The 20,450-nt window shown below is 42.4% G+C and carries 11 protein-coding genes; 10 read left to right on the top strand and 1 reads right to left on the bottom strand.

The window, feature by feature from the left end; genetic code table 11:
• Nucleotides 1-2: 2 nt before the first annotated feature.
• The 10 genes from BMW53_RS11635 to BMW53_RS11675 all read left to right on the top strand — a co-directional run bounded on the left by BMW53_RS11635 (nt 3) and on the right by BMW53_RS11675 (nt 15,585).
• The gene (locus BMW53_RS11635) at nt 3-1,622 is read left to right on the top strand and encodes a RagB/SusD family nutrient uptake outer membrane protein (RefSeq protein ID WP_038559324.1); all 1,620 of its coding nucleotides are present in this window, start codon (nt 3-5) and stop codon (nt 1,620-1,622) included.
• A 35-nt stretch (nt 1,623-1,657) separates the two neighbouring features.
• Nucleotides 1,658-2,782, top strand: coding sequence for a SusE domain-containing protein (locus BMW53_RS11640; RefSeq protein WP_038559328.1), 1,125 nt, complete (start codon nt 1,658-1,660; stop codon nt 2,780-2,782).
• Between the two features lie 9 nt (nt 2,783-2,791).
• Nucleotides 2,792-3,934, top strand: coding sequence for a SusE domain-containing protein (locus BMW53_RS11645; RefSeq protein ID WP_038559332.1), 1,143 nt, complete (start codon nt 2,792-2,794; stop codon nt 3,932-3,934).
• A 68-nt stretch (nt 3,935-4,002) separates the two neighbouring features.
• Nucleotides 4,003-5,208 (top strand): glycoside hydrolase family 76 protein, encoded by a 1,206-nt coding sequence (locus BMW53_RS11650; protein WP_081804840.1) that lies wholly within the window; start codon nt 4,003-4,005, stop codon nt 5,206-5,208.
• Between the two features lie 174 nt (nt 5,209-5,382).
• Entirely contained in the window at nt 5,383-6,501 is a 1,119-nt protein-coding gene (locus BMW53_RS11655) for a glycoside hydrolase family 43 protein (RefSeq protein WP_038559336.1), read from the top strand.
• Between the two features lie 6 nt (nt 6,502-6,507).
• Nucleotides 6,508-6,735 carry a hypothetical protein gene (locus tag BMW53_RS20765; RefSeq protein ID WP_038559341.1) on the top strand — a complete coding sequence of 76 codons (228 nt, stop codon included), beginning with the start codon at nt 6,508-6,510 and terminating at the stop codon, nt 6,733-6,735.
• Nucleotides 6,736-6,773: 38 nt separating this feature from the next.
• Nucleotides 6,774-8,936: a GH92 family glycosyl hydrolase gene (locus tag BMW53_RS11660; RefSeq protein WP_139178126.1), complete on the top strand. Its 2,163-nt coding sequence runs from the start codon at nt 6,774-6,776 to the stop codon at nt 8,934-8,936.
• A gap of 33 nt (nt 8,937-8,969) precedes the next feature.
• The gene (locus BMW53_RS11665; protein ID WP_038559350.1) at nt 8,970-10,406 is read left to right on the top strand and encodes a glycoside hydrolase family 125 protein; all 1,437 of its coding nucleotides are present in this window, start codon (nt 8,970-8,972) and stop codon (nt 10,404-10,406) included.
• 399 nt (nt 10,407-10,805) lie between these two features.
• Complete coding sequence (locus BMW53_RS11670; RefSeq protein ID WP_038559355.1) at nt 10,806-13,001, top strand: glycoside hydrolase family 43 protein; 2,196 nt, start codon at nt 10,806-10,808, stop codon at nt 12,999-13,001.
• A 157-nt stretch (nt 13,002-13,158) separates the two neighbouring features.
• Nucleotides 13,159-15,585, top strand: a complete 2,427-nt coding sequence (locus BMW53_RS11675; protein ID WP_038564782.1) for a glycoside hydrolase family 2 TIM barrel-domain containing protein — start codon at nt 13,159-13,161, stop codon at nt 15,583-15,585.
• 116 nt (nt 15,586-15,701) lie between these two features.
• On the opposite strand, the gene BMW53_RS11680 is transcribed toward BMW53_RS11675, so the two are convergent.
• Nucleotides 15,702-19,745, bottom strand: coding sequence for a hybrid sensor histidine kinase/response regulator transcription factor (locus tag BMW53_RS11680; RefSeq protein ID WP_038559360.1), 4,044 nt, complete (start codon nt 19,743-19,745; stop codon nt 15,702-15,704).
• Between the last annotated feature and the right edge of the window lie 705 nt (nt 19,746-20,450).

Here is a 20,450-nt window from a genome sequence, read left to right on the forward strand (position 1 = left end):
CCATGGAAAAAAATATAAGAAAATACTACGTAGGAATTGTAGTGATGTTCCTGACATTTTTTACTTCGTGTAACGATCTGGACTTGGCGCCCACGAATAAATTTACCGATTTGAACTACTGGACATCACCAGGCAAAGCTTCCGCCGTTTTAAATATGGCATATAACCAGATGTTTAATGCCAACTATTTCTTTGCTAACGAAAGGTTGTCAGACAATCTTTACGAAGGCCGGGGAAATACCGATGAAAAGATCATCACTTCGGGACAGGCCGATGCTGCCTTGGGCCGCTTTGCCAACGAATGGAGAAATTGTTACGAGGGAATCAAAACCTGTCATACCTTTCTGGAGAATGTTGATCTGGTTCCCAATATGGATGAAACGCTGAAAGAAAGCATGAAAGCTGAAGCCCGGTTTATCCGCGCCTTTTTGTTCTTCCGTCTCACAACCCACTATGGCGATGTGCCCTTGTTTGAACAGAACCTGAGCCTGGAAGAAGCGAACAGTGTGACACGTTCACCCAAATCGGAAGTGCTCAATTTTGTTAGAAATGAACTCAACGAAATCGCAACCATACTTCCGGATAAAGGAGAATACGATACTTCGGATAAAGGCAGGATTACCAGTGGGGCAGCGATGACTCTGTTGGCCCGAACCTATTTGTATGAGAATGACTGGACAAATGTGGCTTCCATTTGTGAAGATATCATGGATGGTACTTACGGACAGTATGAGCTTTTTCCAAGCTACTCAGGTCTTTTCCTGCCTGAAAATGAGTACAACGATGAAGTAATACTTGATCTTGGTTATGTATATCCGGAAAGGACATGGAGCGAGTTTTACGACGCCATTCCTATTTCGGTGGGTGGACGGATCAATGCTTTTGCTCCAACACAGGAATTGGTTGATGCCTATCTCATGAAAAACGGAAAGGGCATTAATGATGCAAATTCAGGATATAATGAAGATAATCCTTACGAGAACAGAGACCCGCGTTTTGAAGCCACGATCGTTTACCACGGCTACCAGTGGGAAAAAGGTGACGGAACAACTTCTACCATCTACATCAAACCCGGTTCCTCAGCGGATGCGGGCGCTTCTAACCTTGACGAATACGCAGGGCCAGGCCAAAATTCAACAGGGACAGGATATTACCTAAGGAAATATTTTGATCCAACAGCACCCATCGGTATTGACGCGGGCCTGAACCTGATTTTGATGCGATATGCCGACGTACTGTTGATGTATGCAGAGGCTAAAAATGAACTGGGACAAATGGACGAAAGCATCTGGAACGAAACGATCCGGGCGATCCGTGCTCGGGCAGGATTTACCGATACTGATGCATTGAGCTATCCGGCAGGAGACCATCGCGAAATAATCCGCAATGAACGCCGCATCGAGCTGGCTATCGAAGGCCTGAGGCTTTTTGATATCCGTCGCTGGGGAACGATTGAAACAGTGATGAACGGAAATCCTCACGGAGCGAAGTTCGCCGCTGGTAATACGCAGTACATCCAACTGGATGAGAGGAAATTTGACAGTGAACGGGATTATTTGTTCGCAGTGCCTCAGTCACAGCGGGATATCAATGATAACCTGACACAAAACCCAGGCTATTAATCATTTATTAATCAGCGTTTAAAATTAAACTACGTATGAAAAAAATATTGATAAAACTGTTTACAGTAGCTTCTTTTATATTTGCTTTCATCGCGTGCAGCGACGATGGTGAAGTAAGAGATTTGGATGTAACGGCAGTCCGTTCGTTTTATGAACCGGATAATGGAAAGACAATTACGCTGCAAGCTTCAGCTTCGGCTACTTTATATTTTGAATGGGAACCAGCCAGGGCTGAAGACAGCGGAATGATATTGTATGAAGTTGCTTTCGACAAAGCTGACGGAGATTTCTCCGAACCAGTTTTTGTTGCAGCAGCCGATAATAATGGCGGAAGCAACCATGCCACCTTCACACACAAGCAATTGAATCAAATCGCTGCATTGGCGGGTATCGAGTCGTCGCAGCAGGGAACACTCAAGTGGACTGTTTTTTCTTCTAAAGGATTCAGTCCGATGAAAGCGGAAGAAGAAAGGACACTTTCGTTGACCCGTTTGTCAGGCTTGGCCGACATTCCGGATAATTTATACATTACCGGTGCGGCAACAGAAAACGGTGATGACCTTTCCGAAGCGCTTGTGATGAAAAAATTGGCCGATGGTGAATTTGAAATTTACACCCAACTGACCGAAGGTGAAAGTTTTAAGTTTGTGAGCGCTACAAGCGGCACCCCGCTGGAGTTCTCTTTATCGGGAGAAAAAGTTGTGGTTGGAGGAACATCTTCGGTTTCCAAAACCGGAGTTTACAAATACTACCTCGATTTTAACATTGGTTCTTTCACTTCAAAAGAGGTCACTAAAGTCAGTTTGTACCTGAACTGGTCGCAAATGAAGATTGAACTGCCTTACAAAGGTTATGGCGTGTGGGAAGTGACCGATCATACCATCACCGGCTTAAGTGGAGGTGAAAATACAGATGACCGGTACAAATTTCGCATGGAAAGTTCTGAAGGCGAAACCGAATGGAGAGCCGTCAATAACGATAGTAAACCTACCGGTAATGAAGCGTATTACTACATGGTTGAAAAAACAAATGTTGAGCAGTGGACAAACAACCAGGTATGGAAATCCCCGGCAACAGACGGTTGGAGCGATAAAACATACGATATCACCTTCTCGCTGAATCCTGAAGGGCCTTATACTCATAATTTGGTAATAAAATAACCTGAACAGATGAAAAAGATAGTAATCAAATTAACAATTATAGCTTCTCTGTTTCTCGCATTAGTTGCATGCGAGGACGATGGAGGCGACTTGGATACCCGATTGACGGCTGTCAGCGCATTAACCGAACCGATGGATGGGAAAGAAATAGTTTTGGAGACCTCAGTGGGCGCTTCTTCCTATTTTGAATGGGAGTACTGTGATGTTGAGGAAACCGGAACCGCTGTTTATCAAATTGCTTTTGATGAAGCGGATGGTGACTTTTCCGATCCTGTTTATTTGACTTCCGCAGATAATAACGGACTGTACAATAATGTAATCATTACGCACAAGCAATTAAATAAAATAGCTGGCATGATGGGCATCGGTTCTTCGGAAACCGGAAGTTTCAAGTGGACCGTTTTCTCTTCAAAAGGCCTTAAAACGCTCAAAGGCGATGAGGAACGAACGATTACAGTTACGCGTTTGGCTGGTTTTGCAGATCTTCCAATCGATGTTTATGTAACAGGCGAAGGCTCTGAAGGTGGCGATGACCTTTCTCAGGCTCATCAAATGAAAGCAGTTGCCGGAGGCGAGTTTGAGACTTACACCCGGTTAACTGCAGGCGAACCATTTTATTTCACCGACGGCACTTCCGGCACACCCAGAGTTTTTTACACTGACGGAGGCTTAATAAAGGAAGGTGGTACCTCTACTGTTGAAACAACAGGTGTTTACAGAATTACGCTTGATTTTAACACAGGTGCCTGTACTTACGCACTGGTTACACGAATCGGTTTCTACTTCTCTCCCGAAGGGCAGATCTTATTCGATCTTCCATACGTCGGAAACGGAATTTTCAGGGCTGAAGATCAGACCGTCACTTTCAAACAAGAAAGCTGGGGCCGGGATGAACGGTACAAATTCCGTATGTTCGTAAAAGAAAACGGAGGAGCCGATCCAGAGACTGAACTGGAGTGGGGCACGCTGAATGGAACGGATTCCAGGCCGACAGCAACCAGCCCGGAATCGTACTATTATATCAAGTTAATATCCAACGTTACCCAGTGGGATGACAAATGGAAACTGATGGGTGATTTTGATGACGTTCCGGCAGATTATACCATTTATTTACAGGCAGGGCAACCCTACACACATTCGATAACAAAATAAAGAACGATAATACAACAGTTGGGAGCTGTCGCGACAGACTGCTCCCACTGTTTTAAACTGAGAAGGTTATGACAAATACGATTAAGCGAGAGCAGGGACCAGGTTTGTTTGAGACTTTGTTGGACGTGAGTATTTTGCGCACAGCGAAAAAATGGCTGTATATCGCAATGCTGCTACCTGCATTGTTGATATCGTGTGACGATGACGAAAATATTGTTCCTGAACCGGAAGAAGAGGGAATAGACTGGAACGAAGCGGCAAACCTCAGTAGTATGTCATTGGCCAGTTCGTTCTGGAATTCTGAAGGAAAGTGGTTTTTCTATGACAATAATGGGAAAGCTGACTGGAATTACTGGCCGCAGGCTCATGCGCTGGACGTCCTTACCGATGCCTGGTTGCGAACCAACGACGCGAGGTACAGTGCTTACTTCGACAACTGGTATGCCGGGGTGAAAGCCCGAAACGGAAATACGTTTGAAAACGATTTCTATGATGATATGGAATGGATTGCATTAGCCACATTACGCGTATGGCAGGATACCAATGACCCTAAATTTAAGGAGGCTACTTTACAATTGTGGGAATATATTAAAACCGGATGGAATGACAATGCAGGCGGCGGCATCACCTGGAAAAAGGGAATGGAATGGAGCAAAAACGCTTGCTCAAACGGTCCGGCCTGCATATTGGCAGCCCGCTTGTACCAGGAGTTCGGAGATGAAAGTGATAAAGAGTGGGCCCTGAAGATCTATAACTGGGAAAAGGCGACTTTGGTAAACATGAACAACGGGATGGTTTATGACAACATCAACAGCGAAACCGGCGAGATCAATACAAATTGGGTCTTCACCTACAACCAGGGAACGTTTATTGGCTCTGCAGTTGAGTTATATAAAATTTTCAACGAAAAGGCTTATCTGAACGATGCTGTTCTGGTTGCTGATTATACCACCAGTAGCCTTACCAACAACTCGGTCCTTAAAAGTGAAGGAACTGGCGACGGCGGTCTTTTCAAAGGAATTTTTATTCGCTATTTCACCGATCTGATTCTTCAGGATCGTCTGGATGCATCAGCAAAAAAACGCTACATTCAGTTTATCCGGTACAATGCTGAAGTATTGTGGACGCAGGGAACTGCCAAACCAGCTATTCTGTTTGGCCCTGACTGGAGCGTAAAGCCGGGTTCAATTACCGGATTACCAGAGCAGCTCAGCGGTTGTATGCTCATAGAAGCAGCAGCCCTTTTGCAAAACGAAGGGTTGATTAACCCGTAATGCTGAAGACAAAAACAAGAGCAACTTGTAATGAAATTTATCGGGAGAGTGAGAGAATAAGTACGTGGTCTTGTAGCAAGATTATCAGTGCGCGGTAACCTAAACCAACTAAATTTAATCATGAACCAGATTAACATGACTTATTTGCAAATAGTGAAAAGGTGTTTTCCTTCAATGAAATTTCTGTTGACATTCTGCCTGAATGCCTTTGTTCTGGCAGTAATGGCTTTGCCTAACGACTTGGTTCCTCAAAAACACTCGTCGGTCCAGGCGGAGAGTAGCAGGGAAGGATTTCAATTCAAAATTGAAGAGAATCAAGATGTACTCATGCTAACCTATTTCCGGCAACGTTATCCCACCCGGATTGAGATAGATGAAGACGGCAATACCGTTGAAGTTCCTTTGTCCGATCCGATGTTGGAGGCAAAATTGCATATTGCTTTATCTACTGACGGACGTCACTGGTTTCCTTTAAATGCTAACGAGCCCGTGTGGGATCAATGGATGCGCGACCCCTATGTAAGGCGCGGACCTGATGGTGTTTGGAGAATTCTTACAACAGGAACAACCGACGGATACAACCGTGATGCTTCTGGGCCGGGATGTTTCTTTGCATCGTCAAAAGATTTAATACATTGGAACGACGAAAGAACGCTTCCTTTGATGGAAGAAGTGCGTGACGCTTCCGGAAATTTTCTTGCGAATAACATTTGGGCTCCCGAGTGGTTTTACGATGAAGAAAATGAAGAATATATTTTAATCTGGTCATCATCGTTCAAAGATGCCGGTTGGAAAGAAAGCCGGTTGTGGTATAGCAAAACCAAAGACTGGAAGAATTTTACGCCCGCAAAAGTATTTTTCGAACCGCCTTATTCGGTAATCGACGGCACTTTGCTGAAACACGAAAATGCGTATTACCTCTTTCATAAAGAAGAAGAGTTTGGAGCTAAAACAGGTGAAAGGAGAGCAATTCGCTTAGCAACTTCAAAAAAACTCGAAGGGCCTTATCAAATTGTTGACGGAGATTTGAATGATGGCCAAATTGTTCCGGTTATTACAGAAGGACCTACCATTATCGAAGATCCTGAAAATTCGGGTTGGTTGCTTTATTACGATTACTGTATGACAAACCGCTATGGCGCTTCGTTTTCTAAAGATTTTCTGAATTGGGAGATATTGGACGATGTACATTTCCCGGCAGATGCCAGGCATGGCTGTGTTTCAAAAATATCAAGCGAAGAAGCCCGGACTTTAATTAATGAATACAATATTTCCAGCAGCACTGATAAATAGATTAGGATGATTAAAACGTTATCAGGTAACGGTCGGCGGAACATTTTTACGGGATTATTTTTAGTAATTCTTAACGTGGTCTCAAAATTTACCATGGGGCAGGCTGCCGCCGCTTCGTCGTTTTTAAATGCTGTGACAGCTGTTGACGAAATTGAAATTTCCGGGAACAGGCAAACCGTGGCTGTATTTCCCAATCGGGGTAATACGTACACCGCAAAAATTATAATACACTAAATTAGAAACATATAGTTTAATATTTGAACCAACTAAAAATGATACGAACAATTCTGTTAATTACACTTATTATTACAATGGCCGGCTGCCATACGGCGCGTAATAACCCCAGCCCAAATAAAAAAGAAAAGCTTACCGGGTATGTCAACAATTTCCTGGGAACTGCCCCTTTGCAAGACAGCATCGATTGTGGTTACAATCCGCCAAAAGACTGGCGCGTTTGGGCCGGATTAACGTATCCGGGCGCTTCGTTGCCCAATGCCATGGTGCAACTGAGCCCGATTACCGAATGGCACAGCGGAGCCGGTTACGAATACGAAGACGATGTTATTCTGGCTTTTACACACACCAATAAAGGGCACTGGAATCTTTGTCATATTCCTGTTTTACCGGTTACTGAAGGTTTTTCTGAAAATGATTTTGGATCAAAATTCAGCCACGAAAACGAATCGGCAGAACCAGGATATTACCAGGTAAAGCTCGATCGCTACGGAATTGATGCGGAGCTTACAAGCACTTTGCACTGCGGTTACCATAAATACGAATTCCCAAAAGGGAAACCACAAAATATAATAGTGAACCTGTCGAAATCGAACGAACGGGTGCGCGACTGGCATATTGAACAGGAAGGAACCAATGTTATAAAAGGATTTCAGCAAACAGGCGAAAAAATATATTTCTATGCCGAAACCAACCGGACCATAGTAAACCTTGAAACAAGCGGCGATGCACGACGTGAAATCGCCCTTGTTTCTTTTAATGAATCAGATGAAGAGCTCGAACTTAAACTGGCGCTTTCGTTTGTAAGCATCGAAAATGCGAAGCAGAATCTGGAAGCCGAATTGGCCGGAAAAAGTTTTGAAGAGGTTAAGAATGAAGCTTCTGAAACCTGGGAAAATCTGCTTTCGAAAATTAAGGTTGAAGGTGGCACCGATAAACAAAAGTCGTTGTTTTACTCGTCGTTGTACCGATCGTTTTTATGGCCGGCATTACGCAGCGATGTAAACGGCGAATTTACCGATGCAAGCGGGGAAGTTGTGAATAAAGGATTTCGTTACTACACCAATCCTTCGCTGTGGGATACCTACCGAAATAAGCTGGTTTTACTCGGAATGCTCTCGCCCGATGTAACAGCCGATGTAATTCAGTCGCTGATTGATAAAGGCGAAAAAACAGGTTTTATGCCTACCTTTTTTCATGGCGACCATGCAGCACCCTTTATTTCCGGTTCGTACCTGCGCGGAATTCGTGATTACGATGTGCAAAGTGCTTACCAGCTGTTGCTGAATAATGCAACAAAAGAAGGAGGCACGCGTCCGCACATTGCCGAATACATTGAAAAAGGATACATTTCAACGCCCGAAGTTGAGAACCCACATGTGGAATCGAAAGCCAAAGCCGGCGTTACAAAAACACTGGAGTTTGCTTACGACGATTATGCGGTGGCGCTTCTAGCCGAAGAATTAGGAAAACAGGATGATTATAAGATGCTGATGAAGCGCACATCAAACTACAAAAATCTGTTCGATCCATCAACCGGGTTAATGCGCGGAAAGTTGGAAAATGGTGATTGGGTACCAGATTTTAACGCGGAATATCCGTATTACGAATACATGTATCGTGAAGCCAATGCGTGGCAATCGTCGTTTTTTGCACCGCACGATACAAAAGGTTTAATTGGCCTGTACAAAAGTGAAGCAGAATTCGAGGAAAAGCTTGATTCACTGTTTTCAATCCCTTGGAATGCCGATTATATTGCACGTAATGTGTCTTCATTTATCGGACAGTATTGCCACGGAAACCAGCCCGATCATAGCTTCCCGTATTTATATACTTTTATTGGCAAGCAGGAAAAGTCGCAGATGTATCTCGACAGTATTATGAATCGTTTTTACGGAATGGGCGAGTGGGAAAATGCGTTTTGCGGAATGGACGATGCCGGTGAAATGTCGGCATGGTATGTATTTGCTGCCATGGGAATTTATCCGTATTCTCCAGGTGATGCCGAATACATCGTTTCTGTTCCGTTGTTTAATTCGGTAAAATTGGATTTGGGCGAGCAATCGGAATTTAAAATTTCCAAAACTAATTCAGGAAGAAAAATTAAGGATCTGACAATTGACGGAAATCTTGTTGAGGGATACTTTGTGTCTCACGAACAACTTAAAAAAGGGAAAGAATTAATAATTTTGACCGAATAGAAAATCATCGAAATAACAATAAAACCAATAAAAATGAATACAAGAAGAGATTTTATAAAAGCAGGAGCATTAACCGTTGCCGGAATCGGAATTGCCGGAGGCTCATCGGTTTTGGCGGCTTCCGGTAGAAAAAACTACGTAACGAATCGCCCGGCAGCCGGAGAGCGTAATTTTGTGTCGAAGGCAGTGGAAGAAACCATTGAGGCAGCCAAAGCAAAAATTAAAGATCCGAAACTGGCCTGGATGTTCGAAAACTGTTTCCCGAATACGCTGGACACAACGGTTGAGCATGGAACATTGAATGGCAAACCCGATACTTTTGTAATTACCGGCGATATTCATGCTATGTGGTTGCGCGATTCTACCGCACAGGTTTGGCCTTACATGCCACTGGCCAATCAGGATGACGAATTGAAAACGTTACTAGCCGGAGTTGTTCACCGTCAAACGCAATGTGTTTTGCTCGATCGTTATGCCAACGCTTTCAACAAAACAAAGGAAGAAGAAGTACACTGGATGAGCGATATGACGGACATGAAACCCGGTTTGCACGAACGCAAATGGGAAATTGATTCGTTGTGTTACACCGTTCGTTTGGCCTACAACTACTGGCTTACAACCGGCGACAAGAGTGTTTTTGATGCCGACTGGCAGAAAGCAGCAGCTTTAATTGTAAAAACATTTAAGGAGCAGCAACGCAAAGATGACCTGGGGCCTTACAAATTTCAGCGCGAAACAGCTCAGCAATTAGATACGGTTGCCAATCACGGTTATGGCCGTCCGTTAAAACCAGTAGGGCTGATTAATTCAACCTTCCGTCCATCGGATGATGCTACGACTTATGGCTTCCTTATTCCTTCGAATATTTTTGCCGTTGTATCGTTGAAGCAATTGGCTGAGATTAGCAACGAAGTTACGGGTGATAAGGCCTTTGCAAAAGAATGTTTGGCCTTATCGAAAGAAGTAGATGCAGCAATTAAGGAATATGCCATTGTTGAGCATAAAAAATACGGGAAAGTGTATGCTTTCGAGGTAGATGGTTTTGGAAACCACACGTTTATGGACGATGCCAATGTACCAAGTTTACTGGCTTTGCCTTACCTCGGACTGCTTGAAAAAGAAGATAAAATTTACCAAAATACCCGCAAGCTGGTTTGGAGCGAAGACAACCCATATTTCTTTAAAGGAAAAGCAGCCGAAGGAATTGGCGGCCCTCACGTAGGATACGACATGGTTTGGCCAATGAGTATTATTATGCGTGCCATGACCAGCTCGGATGACAAAGAAATTGCGTGGTGTATTAAAACCTTGCGCAATACCGATGCCGACACCGGATTTATGCACGAAACCTTCCATAAAGACGATCCAACAAACTTCACCCGTTCGTGGTTTGCCTGGGCAAATACTTTGTTTGGCGAGTTGGTTTTAAAGTTGGTTAACGAAGGAAAAGAAAATCTGTTAGAGGTTTAATAGGTCTTTCATAAAGTAGTTTAAAAAAGCAGCAATCTTTTAAGGTTGTTGCTTTTTTTGTTTTGTAAAGCCGCGCTTAAATCAACATTTTATGATTTTTTCAACATCAAAAACATGTTGTTTCATTAAATTTCTAAATCGCAGATAGGTAATGAAGCCTGGAAAGAAGTCCTTAAACAATGGATGGTTCTCTATCAACTAAAAGCTATTTAATGTTGAGGCTATTATATTATGTGCCTGTGTTAAAGGTTGATGGCCGAAAAACAAAGAGTTTTAATGCTTCTTTTTCGCGCGATCTGTCGAATTTGTTTCTACAATTTGACGATTCTGTAGCGGTAACAAGGCTAACCGTTAAATAAATTTGTAGCAATAAAAATCCGCATATAAAACTACATACAAATGAATAAATCAAAACCGGAATTAATTGCCGTAATTCTAAAATGTTTCCTGTTTTTCACGGGCTTGTTTTCCATCGTTTCGTGTCAGAACAAAGCCCTGCAAACCGATGCCTACCTCTTTGCCTATTTCACCGGTAACGGGCCCGGCGAAGAAGCCATTCGTTATGCGCTAAGTACCGATGGCTATAACTATCGTGCATTAAACAATAATCAGCCGGTATTGGATTCCAAACAAATCAGTACTTCGGGTGGCGTTCGCGATCCGCACATTTTACGTGGTGCCGATGGCAAAACCTTTTACATGGTTGCCACTGATTTGTATGTGCCCGAACAAGGCTGGAATAATTTTGCACTTATTCTGATGAAATCGACTGATTTGATTAACTGGCAAACAACAGTAATTAATATTCCGGAAACTTACCCGGAAGAGTTTGGTGATGTGGATCGTGTTTGGGCACCGCAAACCATTTACGATAAAGCAACGGGGAAATACATGGTTTACTGGTCGATGAAATACCGAGGAGCACATCCCGATATTATTTATTATGCCTACGCGGATGAGGATTTTAGCGGTTTCGAGGCAGCACCAAAACAGTTGTTGTACAATCCAACCAACAACGCCTGCATCGATGGCGATATCATTGAAAAGGATGGTACGTTTTATTTTTTCCACAAATCGGAGAGTGGTGCACCCGGTATAAAACTGGCTATTTCTAATAAACTGACAGAAGGATATACGTATCCGAATTTTGATCGTGTGGATAAGGAAACCGCACGGGTGGAAGGCTCGGGTGTTTTCAAACTGAATAATTCTGATGAGTATATACTAATGTACGATGTTTACACCAATGGCCGCTATCAGTTTACAAAAAGCCCTGATTTGCAGCATTTCGAAGTGATCGATGAGGAGATATCGATGAATTTTCATCCACGCCACGGTACGGTAATGCCGATAACTTCTGAGGAATACAATCGTTTAATGGCAACTTATGCGAAACCTGACGATTTGTTTGTTGAAGCAACGGCCGGTCAATTAAAAAAGAACAATGTACGCATCAACGGCAAGGAAAAAACGATTCATCTTCCTGTAAAAGTAGGAACAGATTTAACAGCATTCGATCCGCAGATTTCAGCCTGGCGAGGAATTACTGTTGCACCCCAAGGGCCGCAGGATTTTTCGAAAGGTGCAGTTGACTATACGTTTACCATTGTGGGGCAGGAGCCGGTAGTTTACAGCGTTACAGCTTCCGAAGATCATAACCCGGCGCTGGTTGGTTTTTATGCCGATCCGCAGGTGTTGTATTCCAACAAAACCGGGAAATATTACATCTATCCAACTTCCGACGGATTTCCGGGGTGGTCGGGCTATTATTTCAAAGTTTTTTCATCCGATGATTTAGTGGATTGGAAAGATGAAGGCAAGATTCTGGATATGAAAGCCGGCGATGTGCCATGGGCCGACGGCAGCTCCTGGGCGCCAACCATTGTGGAAAAAAAAGTGGGTGACAATTACAAATACTACTACTATTTCAGCGGAAACTATGTGGCAGGAGGTGGCAAACAAATTGGAGTTGCCGTAGCCGATGATCCAACCGGCCCGTTTGTAGCACAAAATGAGCCAATGATTAAGGAATCTCCTGCAGGCCGGGGTCAGCAAATCGATCCTTGTGCTTTTATCGACCCGGTTTCGGGGAAAGCCTACATTTATTGGGGTAACGGTTATTTGGCAGCTGCCGAACTGAACGACGATATGGTTTCAATAAAAAAGAAAACAATAAAAGTTTTAACGCCAAAAGGTGGAACACTTGCTGATTATGCCTTTCGCGAAGGAATTTATGTGATCTACCGCGAAGGAACCTATTATTTTATGTGGTCGGTTGATGATACCGGTTCGCCCAATTATCATGTGGCTTACGGAACTTCCAAATCGCCAATGGGACCAATTAAAGTGGCCGAAAATCCGATAACGCTCATTCAGGACTCAGCTAATGGCATTTACGGAACCGGACATCACTCTGTAGTTCAGGTTCCGGGTAACGATGAATGGTATATTGTGTATCACCGTATAAATGCAAAACACCTGCATAATGGCCTCGGTTACCACCGCGAGGTTTGTATCGACAAAATGGAGTTTAACGAAGACGGTACCATTAGACCGGTTGTACCAACAGATAAAGGAATTGATCCTGTTCAATAATTTCTAAACAAGAAGAATAATGATGAAACGAACATGAACTTTTTAAATCATAGATTCACAACCAGGCATGATTAAAAAAGTTTATGTGAGAGCGGAGCGGTTACATCCGTTCTCAAATTTTAAAGTAATTTATTGGAAACTTGAAAATTTCAAACGGATGAAATTAATAATTGCAGTACTACTTTGTTTGGCATGCACAAATGGCCTGTATGCACAGAGCGGTTTCGGTAAATCCGAACAGATTAACGGAGATTGGAAATTTACTTTGAATGACGTTGAAGACGGTGAAACTATTCCGTTGGACGATAGCCGCTGGGAAACCGTTGATTTGCCTCACGACTGGAGTGTAAAAGGGCAGCTAAGCCCAACGCTGGCCAGTGCAACCGGCTACTTGCCTGGAGGTATTGGCTGGTATCGTAAACACCTTGAAATTCCGGCAGATAAAAAGGATGAAAAAGTGTATCTGTACTTTGAAGGAGTTTACAACCGCAGCGAAGTTTTCGTTAACGGAGTGTCGCTCGGAAAACGGCCAAACGGCTACATTTCGTTTCTATACGATGCCACACCTTACATTAAATATGGTGCGGAAAATGTGATTGCTGCTCGGGTTGATCACAGCCAGTCGGCCGATTCGCGCTGGTACACCGGCTCGGGTATTTACCGCGATGTTTGGGTGGTTTATGCCAATCCGGTTCATATTGAACAGTGGGGTGTTTATGCTTATCCCGAACAATTGAAAAAAGGCTACCAGCTTCAGGTTGAAGTGAATGTTGAAAACGGTTTGTCAGAAGCATCTGCACTAACCGTTAAAAACGAATTGTTAGACCAAAATAATGAACCGCTTGCAAAATCATCGAACAAATTAACGTTAGCAGCCAATCAATCAGGAAAAATACAAACGGCCTTGAAAGTGAAAAAGCCGGAGCTTTGGTCGCTTGAACATCCCAATTTGTATAAGCTTAAAACCTCGGTTTATAAAGGAGATGAGTTAATTGATGAAAGCATAACAACAACAGGTTTCCGCCATTTTACCTTCGATTCGAATACCGGATTTGCGTTAAATGGCGAATCGATGAAGGTGAAAGGCGTTTGTTTGCATCACGATGCAGGAGTGCTGGGATCGGCGGTTCCCCGCGAAGTGTGGAAGCGAAGATTATTGACTTTAAAAGAAATTGGTGTGAATGCCATTCGAACCAGTCATAATCCGCAAGCAACAGATTTATACGATTTGTGCGATGAGCTGGGATTGCTGGTTTTAAATGAAGCCTTTGACGAGTGGGAATTCCCAAAACGTAAATGGTTACAAGGCTGGAATGTGGGCACGCCCGGTTTTCAGGGATCGTATGATTTTTTTGAAGAATGGGGCGAGAAAGACCTGGGCGATATGGTAAAACGCGATCGTAACCATCCATCCATTTTTGCATGGAGCATTGGTAACGAAGTGGATTACCCCAACGATCCTTACTCGCATCCGGTGTTAGACGGTGGGGCAGAAACAGGTTTCACGCAACCCATATTTGGCGGATACAAAAAAGATGCGCCTGATGCCGAGCGTCTTGGCGACATTGCCGAACGTTTGGTAAAAGTGGTAAAACAATACGATCAGTCGCGCCCAACAACGGCAGGATTGGCCGGTGTGGCTATGTCGAACCAAACAGGATATCCTTTTGCATTGGATATTGCCGGTTATAACTATACCGAAAGTTTATACGATCACGACCACGAAAAATATCCGAACCGTGTTCTTTACGGTAGTGAAAACCGTCATGACATAGAAGCCTGGAAAGCAGTAACATCTCGCGATTTTGTGTTTGGCCAGTTTCTGTGGACAGGTATCGATTATTTGGGCGAATCGGGCCGCTGGCCGTCACGCGGTTTTTATTCCGGCCTGCTCGATTTTGGAGGTTTCATTAAACCACGAGGCTATTTCCGTAAGTCGTTGTGGTCGGATAAACCAATGGCTTACCTCGGAACTTATTCCGTATCAGAAAGAAACAGAGACAGAGGCCCATCGATGGATGCCTGGCCAATCTGGAACTACGAGCCAGGCCAATCTGTTCGTGTGGTGTGTTACACCAATGCAGCACAGGCAGAATTGCACCTGAACGGTAAAGTGGTAGGAGAGAAGAAGCCGTACAACAACGAAACAGGAATTATTTTCTGGGATATTCCCTATGAGGATGGAAAACTGGAAGTGATTGGCATGGATGAAAACGGAAACAAGGTGAGCCAGAATGCCATACAATCATCAGGTCGCCCGAATGAAATAAAAGTTATTTCCGATGAAACAACGATAGAAAAGGGGAAAGTGGCCCATATCGTAATTCAGGTGGTTGATGAAGATGGAATACCGGTGATGTTATCTGATGATGAAGTGAGCTGTGAGGTACACGGTGATGCCAAACTGTTGGGTCTGGAGGCAAGCAATAATTCAGATATGACGGATTACACCGATAACAAACAGCGCGTATTTCACGGGCGAATGATCGCTTATATCCGGGCCGGAGAACAAACAGGAAAAGTTAAGGTAGAATTCTCGGCCAACTGGTTAAAGCCGGCAGAAACAAGTTTTGAAATCCGCTAAAGAAATCAAAAAAATCAGTTACAAACTTTCTGGTTTTTTTAGCGAAATACCTCGCAAGAAGCGACGGAAGTGATAAAAAGAAAAGCAACAAACTAATCTGGTTTGTTGCTTTTCTTTTACGATTCTTTCAGTTTCTGAAGGTATTCACTCGGATTCATCCCAAATTCTTCTTTAAAACACTGGCGGAAATAACTGCTGCTGTTTATGCCAACCTGGTACATAATTTCAGAAATATTGTATTGATTGGTTAGCATAAGTTTTTCCGCAAAGTTTATCCTTACTTTTCGGATGAACTCATTGGCAGTTAAATTGGTAAGTGCTTTAATTTTGCGATACAAGGTGGAGTGGCTCATGTTTAACTGAGCAGCAACATAGGAGATACTCAATTCTTCGTCTTCCAGGTTTTCTTCGATTACAGAAGTGAGTTTTTTCAAAAATTCCCTATCCAGTTCTCCTATGGATTCATTTAAAATTTCTTGTTTTTGCTTAAATTTTGAAGAGGTTGACAACGAATATTTGTTCCTGGCGTCGATTATATTCTTCAGTCGGCTTTTTAGTAGGTTACTGCTAAAAGGCTTGGTTAAATAGGAATCGGCTCCGGCATCGTATCCCAGCTTCTGGTCGAGTAGGGAGCCTTTCGCAGTTAAAAGAACAACCGGAACGTGACTGGTGCGTACATCCTTTTTCATGAGCTTACACATTTCAATCCCGTCCATAATAGGCATCATAATATCGCTGATTACGATGTCGGGTATTGCATCGCATGCCGTATCAAAACCAATTTTTCCGTTTTCAGCAGAAATAATGGTGTAGGTATCACTTAGTGAATCTTTAATGTATTCAATAATTTCGGCATCGTCGTCAACAACCAGAATAACACCCTTCGAATTTTCTTCGGTTTCTTCTATATGTGTATCTTCCGGATAGTAGTGTGTTGCATCGGGATAACTGTTATCTGTTAAAAGCCTCACTTTAAATGTGGTGCCTTCGTGCAATTTGCTCGATACTTCTATTTCGGCGTCGTGCAATTCAACCATACTTTTTACCAATGCCAATCCAATTCCGGTACCTTTTACCGGGTGTGAAGCATTTCGTGCCTGGTAATACCGCTCAAAAATGTGAACTAAATCCTGTTCCGAAATGCCATAGCCGGTATCCGAAACTTCAATTTCAGTATAGTCGATATTAGCTTCGGTTTTACGGGTTAACTGCAGTTTTATGCTGCCCTCTTTTGTGTATTTGAATGCATTCGATAACAGATTGTCCATTATTATGGTAATCACGTCAGGATCGAAGTACATTTCCATTTTTTTATCCGGAACGTTAATCTGAAAATCAATACCTGCATTTTGGTTCAGGTCTCTGTATTTTTCTCCAATTTCGTAAATGTATTTGGACAAATCGTCCTTTGTAACAGCAAGTTTACGGCTTTTATTTTCAGATTTACGGAACTCCAGGATTTGATTAACCGTTTGAAGCAAGCGGTTGGCAACACGTTGCATCATGTGCAATTTTTTCGACTGCTCCGGCTTTATTGAATCATCAGCGATCAAATCTTCCAATGGCCCCAGAATAAGTGTCATTGGGCTTCTGAGCTCGTGTGTGATGTTAATAAAAAACCGAAGTTTTTCTTCATTTAAATCCTGTTCCTGCTGCCTGCTTTTCTTCTCTAATAACAGATCATTCTCAATTTTTAATTTATTGGCGTAAAAGCGCAGTGCATAGATAATGAGCGTAACCAGTATAGCTAAGTATAGTAGTTTCATCCACCAGGTTAACCAGATTGGCGGTTTTATTCTGATCGACAGCGAGGTGATTTCCTCGGGCCATTCATTGTTTTGTATTCTTGTTTTCAGATTGAATGTGTAATTCCCGGGTTTTAAATTACGGAACGTAACTTCTTTTCCTGTATTTACCAGAAACCACCCGTTGTCTAAACCCTGCATTTGGTAGATAAATTCCACCTTATTTGAAAGGGAATAGTCCAATACGTTAAAATCAATTTGAAATGAGTTTTGATGATGTTTTAATTCTATGTCTTGGCCAAAAGGTATTTCGGTAAATTGATTTAGATAGTTTTTGTTGTCGGCGATTGAAAATGAGGTTAGCGCCGCTGTGGGGTTCGGAATGGTTGTGTGTTCCAGGAACTGATCGAACCAGCTTGTTCCGTTTTGTGAGCCAAAATAAATTTTCCCATTATTTGTTTTTGCCACCGAAGCCGGCAGATAATCGCCCGGAACAATGCCGTCGCTAACATCGAAATTGCTCACATGCATGGTGTTTAAATCAATGTGGCTTATCCCGTTTATTGTGCTCACCCATATTTCATCTGCCGTTTTCCCTTCAACAATGCTTCTTATATCAGCGCCTGCCAACCCCGATAGTTTACCCAAACGCATAATTGAATCAGTGTGGATACTGTTAAATAAAAAAAGATCATTTTGGCTGGCAATCCACATTCTGTTTTTCGAGTCTTTGTAAATGTGGTTTACGGCAAAAAAATCATGCGACTGGCCTAAATTCCGAAGCAGCTTAAAATCACGATCAAATACACAAAGCCCTCCGGCTAATGTGCCCACCCAAATATTTTGCTCACTGTCTTCAGCAATTGTTCTTATTAAATCGTCTGGTAAGTCGGAATTTTCGGTAGTATAAACCAAGCTCTTTCCTGATTTGGGATTGTACATGTGCAATCCAATATCGGTGGCAAACCATAAATTGTTCCCCGAATCTTCCAGAAAGGAGTATATCGGAATGTTTTTTAAATCGTTAAAAGCGTTAAGCGCTGTAAATTTATCCTGTTTGGTATGGTAAAAATAGATGTCGCCTGTGGAGGTGCCGATAATTATTTCGTTATTATGTGCCTTGTAAACACTCATAAAATTCTGAGTAATATTGGCATTGTTAATGCTATTTATTTGTCGGCGTTTTTCTCCGTCTTTATAAATACCAATACCGCCAAATCCGTTTGCCAGCCAAACCCGATCTTTCGAATCAGTGCATATTCCGGGTACTGTTTTGGCATTCAGGCTGTTGGTGTTTCCGGTATAGGGTAGGTAACGTATTTTATTAAAGTCGTTTTCGTGTGCAGGAATAAAGTTTAAGCCCGATCCCAAACCTCCGGCCCATATGTTTCCGAACGAATCCTGGAAAACGCTCTGCACTGATAATCCGGCTAAGCCATCGGGGGTTTCAGAAGCTAAAATACGATCGAAGGTAACCGATGAAAGGTCATCGAAAAAGGTGAGCGTTTTTAAATCTAAAATATTCAAACCACCGCCCTCTGTTCCTATGTATAATTTATGATCGGGGGTTTCGATTATTTTCTGTATAAAATTATTGGACAGCGAACGGATGTTTTTCGGATCGTTTTTAAAAGAAATCATCCTATGGTTTTCGGGATTGAATAAAGCGAGGCCGTTGCGTGTACCAATCCATATTCGTTCTTTGGAATCTTTCAGAAAACAGGTTACCGTATTGTCGGGCAGCGATGCCGGATTATCGGGATCGTTTTTGAAATGCAGTGCCGACATGGTTTTAGTGTTGATAATACTAAATCCTTCGGTAACATGTCCAACGTAAATCCTTTCTTCGCTGTCGAATAATACCGTCCAGTTTAAATCCGAACCAAGGCCCTGTACATTTGATTGGCTGTAGTTGGTAAAACGTTGTGTCTTTCTGTCTAAACGATCGATACCTGCATTGTACGTGGCAAACCACAGGTTTCCTTCTTTATCTCCATCAATATGGGTAATACCATTTGCACTAAGGTCGTTTTTTGATGGATCACCGTAATCATGCTCATAGTGCGTAAATTCATGTGTTCGATAGTTGTAGGCATCCACACCGCTTTTTTCCGATGCAATCCACACCACATCGTCAAATTTATCAGCATAAACATAGTTAAGCACATTGCTGCAAATTGAGTTCGGATCAGCGTCGTTGGTTTTATAAACTTTAAAAGTGTTGGCATCAAAACGGTTTAATCCATCCTTCGTGCTAATCCAGATAAAACCATCATTGTCCTGGGTTATGCTTACTACGTTAATATTTGATAAGCCGTCTTCTGCACTTAATTTTTTTATTTCAATACCATAGGCCTGATATAAAAATAAAACAACACAAACTAGTATAAATAGTATTGATCTGATCAATTTCATTTCTGCTTTAGTTAATCCATTCCAATCACTCGTAAAATTAATGAAATCTTGCGAAGCACCTCTTTGTAAAAAAAATCAAACAATGGTTTGACCGGTTTTCGGTGGATGAATGATGAGAATGTGACGCATGTGTTCTTAACCTGCTAAGTAGTTTAAATAATCCGAAGTTTGAACGCAGAATTAAATACTTTTGCGCCTCAAAATTAGAATAGTCATCTGATTAAAAATCGACAGAATAATGTTTAGTGTATTATTGAAAATCCTGAACCTCTTCCCGTGTTGGCATTTATTTGTCTCTTGTGTGAAACGAACATGAATTTTCCTCATTCTAAATTCACAGATGAAATGGGATAGTTGCGGTTCGAAAAACCATTTTTTTCATCAATAAACAGAATTTAAACCAGCTCCTGTGGTACTATTTGCGCCTGTATGGTTTACGGTAGAGAATCTGTTGGGGTGGTTAAAAGTTAGTAATGAGTAATTTGTAAGTGGCTGATAGTTAGTAATGTATTGGCTGGTGTGAATTTGCGACCCTTTTTGACGGATTTAAGATTAGCCGGAATTTTGCACCTCGCTACTTTCGTCTGTCTAAAAGCCAATATTATAACGAATAAAACTAAAAGAAAAACAGAAATAAATGTAATAAACTATTCGCTTGCCGATTCTGGCAATAAAAAGAAGCACGAATTAAAACCGCTGTTTCTT

The sequence above is a fragment of the Draconibacterium orientale genome, assembly GCF_900111425.1.
Lineage (GTDB): Bacteria > Bacteroidota > Bacteroidia > Bacteroidales > Prolixibacteraceae > Draconibacterium > Draconibacterium orientale.